The organism is Streptomyces sp. NPDC059456, assembly GCF_042750055.1.
Taxonomy (GTDB): Bacteria; Actinomycetota; Actinomycetes; order Streptomycetales; family Streptomycetaceae; genus Streptomyces.
The window spans coordinates 1-4,036 of the sequence record NZ_JBHYVA010000587.1 but is presented as its reverse complement, the minus strand read 5'-3'; the positions used below and the strand labels follow the sequence as shown (position 1 = coordinate 4,036).

The following is a 4,036-nucleotide window of genomic DNA, read 5'->3' as shown; positions in this document are numbered from 1 at the left end:
GGGGGGGGGCGGCGCGCGCGGGGGCGCGGGGGCGCGGGGGGGGCCGCCCCGGCCCCCCCCCCCCCCCCCACGGCCGGCGCGGGGCCCGGCTCAGCCGACGGCGGCCGCCAGTTCCAGCTCGTCCGCGGCCTTGCGGGCCTCGGCGTAGACCGCGGCCCCGCGGGCCTCGGTGAGGTCGAGCGAGGCGAGGACGGAGGGCACGGCGATGCTGGGCAGCAGGTGGCGCATCAGCGCGGAGGCCCTGGCCGCCAGGTCGCGGTAGTCGCAGATGGCCTGGGACATGGACTGGACGCCGGCGAACGTGCCCACGACGACGTCGGCGGTCTCGACCGGTACGACGTGCGGCAGCAGCTCGCCCTGCTCCTGGGCCTTGCGGAGCGTCAGGGTGGTGACCTCGGCCCAGCGCAGGAACGGGCCGCTGCGGTCCAGGCCCTGGGCCAGCTGGTCCATGGTCAGCCGGACGCCGGCGCGCACCATGGGGTCCGTCTGCAGGCGGTAGGCGTGGAGCATCACCATGTCCACGATCTCCTGCACCTTGGACGCCCGCTCGGGGACCATGATCCGCTGGTCCTGCTCGGCGAGGACGCCCTGGGCCAGGTCGTCCTTCGACTGGAAGTGGAAGTACAGGGCTCCCTTGGTCACACCGGCTTCGCTGAGGATCTGGGAGATGGTGGCGGCTTGGTAGCCGTGTTCCTCGAAGATCTTGGCTGCCGCCGTAAGGATCGCCTGCCGTGTGCGGATGGCACGGACTTGCTCAGCCACGCTGCCTCCTCCCTTCTCTGATGATGGGGTCAGTAAAAAACCGCCCAGTTCGTATCTTACAGCGGGTGACGGCCATCAGCCGATGCGCCGGAAGAAAAATGTCAGGTCAGAGGGGGAAAATCATGATTCTGGTCACCGGTGCCACGGGGACGGTCGGGCGCGAAGTGGTCCGTCGCATCCCTGCTGACCTGCACGTTCGCATCATGTGCAGGAAACCGGAACGAGTTGTGGAGGCATCGGCGACGGCCGAGGCCGTATACGGCGACTACCGGGATCCGCAGTCGCTCGTACGAGCCCTGCGCGGGGTGCGCACGGCCTTCCTGGTGACCACGGGGGTGGGAGGGGATGAGGATGCGGTCTTCATTCGGACCGCGCGGTCGGCCGGCGTTCGGCACGTCGTGAAGCTCTCCGCCGCCGCCGTCGAGGACACCGGGGCGAACGACCTGATCACCCGGTGGCAGCGGCGCAACGAGGAACTGCTGCGCCGCTCCGGGCTGGAATGGACGCTGCTGCGCCCGCGGTCGTTCATGTCCAACACCCTGTCCTGGGCGTCCTCCCTGCGTTCGGACGGCGTGGTGCGGGCCCTGTGCGGGTCTTCGGGCAACGCCTGCGTCGATCCGCGGGACATCGCGGACGTGGCGGTACGGGCCCTCACCGGGGAGGGGCATGCGGGCCGGGCCTACACGCTGACCGGGCCGGAGGCGATCACCGCGGCCGGGCAGACCGCCCAGCTCGGGCAACTGCTGGGCCGTCCCCTCCGGTTCGAGGAACTGGAACCGGAGCAGGCGCGTACCGCGCTGCGGGCGCGCCATCCGCACGACGTCGTCGAGGCGCTCCTGGACAGCGCGCAGCGGCAGCGCGCGGGGGCGAAGGCGCGGGTGGATCCTGCGGTGCCCGCGCTGCTCGGCCGGCCCGCGGGATCCTTCCGCGCGTGGGCGGGGGATCACCTGGGCGCCTTCGTGTGAGGGCGTGCCGGCCCCCGTTCCCGGCGGGTGCCGGCACGATCCGTTCCCGGCGGCAGGCCCCGGCAGGCCGTGTGGCCCGGTCCGGCCCATTCGGCCCGTCCGGCCCCGCGCGGTCCGTTCCGGCGCGGTCGGTCAGAGGTCGTACGAGGCCGCGGTCACGATGGAGCTGAACACGCGGCTGCCGTTCTGGTGCCCGGTCACCCGGACGGCCTTGCGGTTCTCGGGGACCGCCCCGGCGGGGAGCTCCTGCGCCTCGATGACGCAGGGGGCGTCGAGTTCGGCGTACAGGTCGAACGTGCTGTCCATGCCGAGCGGCAGGAAGGCGAAACGCTCCAGCAGGGCCGAGGTGGCCTGTCGGGCGGCCTCCAGCAGCACCATGCCCGGGATGTGGTCGACGGGGTGGTCGAAGAGCACGGGATGGCGCGTGTCGGCCCGCAGGAACCAGCGGTCCGGCTGATCCGTGGGGGACAGGACCACGTCCATGGGGGATATGCGTCCGACGCTCTGCGGGGCGGTCGGGGCGGTGAGCGGCAGCCTGCGCTCCGTACCGCTCAGCGGGCGGTCCCCGCGCAGCCGTTGGTAGACCGCCGGCGCGATGCAGGTGTACGAGGCGGCCGCGGTCGCCGCCAGCCGGCCGTCGCGGCGCAGGGCGGCCTCGTAGCGCAGGCCCGCCAGGCGGCCGCCGCGCCGTTTGACGTCGGTGCAGGTGACGTCGATGTCGATGGAGGCGGGCGCGCCGCCCATTTCGAGCTGCTCGTGCTGCACCGCGATGGAGAGGTCCTTCATCAGGAACTGGTGTCCGAAGGGGACGCCGAACTCGGCGTGCCCGAGCAGGGCGCCGACCTGGCGGAAGGTCTCGACGGCCATGAGCGGGTCGTGATGGGTGCCGTGGACCGGGGTGAAGAAGCTGTGGCCGCGGGGCCATTGGGCGGTGACCGTGAAGTGGGTGTCGTCCCGGCGCTCCCAGTCGGTGAGCATGACCTCGGCGACGGCGGCTCGGTGCACTAATTCCTTGGGGACGGTGGTGGTCCACGTGGACGGGGCACCGGGTCTCGGCGCAACCCCGGTGGCCCGTCTCGTCATTTCCCCGTCGAACCCGGTTCGTTCAACTTGAAACGTGCTCGCAGACATTGCTCCCCCTGGGCTCCGCTGGCGAGAAGGGCGTGTGTGCCTCTGGCCGGGAAAGATACATACCAACCGGTTTAATTTCTAGCGGTATCCGACCATCCGCTCGGGCAAACGGCGGATGATTTCCTTCCGAATAACACGTTTCCGCTGGTCGGAGCGGTTCTCCCAGTCTCTGCCCCACTCTAACCGCACCCCCTGTGGCCGGTGGAACCCCTGGGCGGGTCGAGTGCCGCCACAGCGATCCTCGAGTCAGGTGATCAACGGTGTCCGAATGTCTTCGACGGATCGGCCCGGTATCGGACCGTCGTGGAGGCATGTGAAGCTCCTCATCAAAAACCGCACAGACGGTTTGTTATAGTGGGGGCTGGAGCACGTGGTAGTCAGGAGCGCGTGGCGGTCGCGGAGCGGCAGGCGCGCGGAGCTCCGCAGCAAGCACCCGCCGGCCTGCCCTTCGCGGCGCGGCAACCCCTCGCGATGACGGAGCAGTCGATGGTCAAACAGGAGCGCGCAGCACGTACGCGCGAAACCCTGATCCGGTCCGCAGCCGAGACCTTCGACCGGGACGGGTTCTCGGTGGCCTCGCTCACCGCGATCAGTTCACTGGCCGGGGTGAGCAACGGGGCGCTGCACTTCCACTTCCCCAGCAAGGCCGCGCTGGCGAACGCCGTCGAAGAGGCGGCGCTGGTGCGGCTGCTGGCCCTCGCGGGCGACGTGCCGCCGGCCGGCGCGGGCCGGCGCGTACAACTGCTCATCGACGTCACCCACCGGCTCGCCGGGGCGCTGCGCGCCGATGCGGTGCTGCGGGCCGGGTTCGCGCTGAGCGGCGAGCCGTCCCGGCCGCGCCAGGGCGATCTGCGCGGACGCTGGCGCGGCTGGGTCGAGGAGACGCTGCGACAGGCCGAGGCGGAAGGCGAGTTGCGCCCCGAGGCGGCGGCCGGGGACGTGGTGGCCGCCGTGGTGGCGGCGACCGTGGGATTCGAGGTGCTCGGCGCCCGGGACGGGGTCTGGCTCTCGGCGGTGACGGTCACCCGCTTCTGGCGGCTGCTGCTGCCGACGCTCGTACCGGCGGACCGGCTCGGCGGTTTCGAGGCCGCCGGAAGCCGGGCCCCGTAGGGATGGACGGGACGGGGCCCCCGCCCGCCCCCCCCCCCCCCCCAGGGGGGGGGGGGGGGGCGGGTGAG

Annotated in this window: 4 protein-coding genes; 2 read left to right on the top strand and 2 right to left on the bottom strand. The window is 71.8% G+C overall.

Annotation, left to right across the window (positions count from 1 at the left end):
- Positions 1 to 90: 90 nt before the first annotated feature.
- Positions 91 to 762 carry a ScbR family autoregulator-binding transcription factor gene (locus ACFXA3_RS34080; protein ID WP_054221305.1) on the bottom strand — a complete coding sequence of 224 codons (672 nt, stop codon included), beginning with the start codon at positions 760 to 762 and terminating at the stop codon, positions 91 to 93.
- A 122-nt stretch (positions 763 to 884) separates the two neighbouring features.
- Between ACFXA3_RS34080 and ACFXA3_RS34075 the strand changes: the two genes are divergently transcribed.
- Positions 885 to 1,727 carry an NAD(P)H-binding protein gene (locus ACFXA3_RS34075; RefSeq protein WP_385193326.1) on the top strand — a complete coding sequence of 281 codons (843 nt, stop codon included), beginning with the start codon at positions 885 to 887 and terminating at the stop codon, positions 1,725 to 1,727.
- A 132-nt stretch (positions 1,728 to 1,859) separates the two neighbouring features.
- Here the strand turns inward: ACFXA3_RS34075 and ACFXA3_RS34070 are convergent, their stop codons facing one another.
- Complete coding sequence (locus tag ACFXA3_RS34070) at positions 1,860 to 2,810, bottom strand: ScbA/BarX family gamma-butyrolactone biosynthesis protein (protein WP_385193333.1); 951 nt, start codon at positions 2,808 to 2,810, stop codon at positions 1,860 to 1,862.
- Positions 2,811 to 3,245: 435 nt separating this feature from the next.
- On the opposite strand from ACFXA3_RS34070, the gene ACFXA3_RS34065 reads away from it, so the two are divergent.
- The gene (locus ACFXA3_RS34065; protein WP_385193323.1) at positions 3,246 to 3,968 is read left to right on the top strand and encodes a ScbR family autoregulator-binding transcription factor; all 723 of its coding nucleotides are present in this window, start codon (positions 3,246 to 3,248) and stop codon (positions 3,966 to 3,968) included.
- Positions 3,969 to 4,036 lie beyond the last annotated feature (68 nt).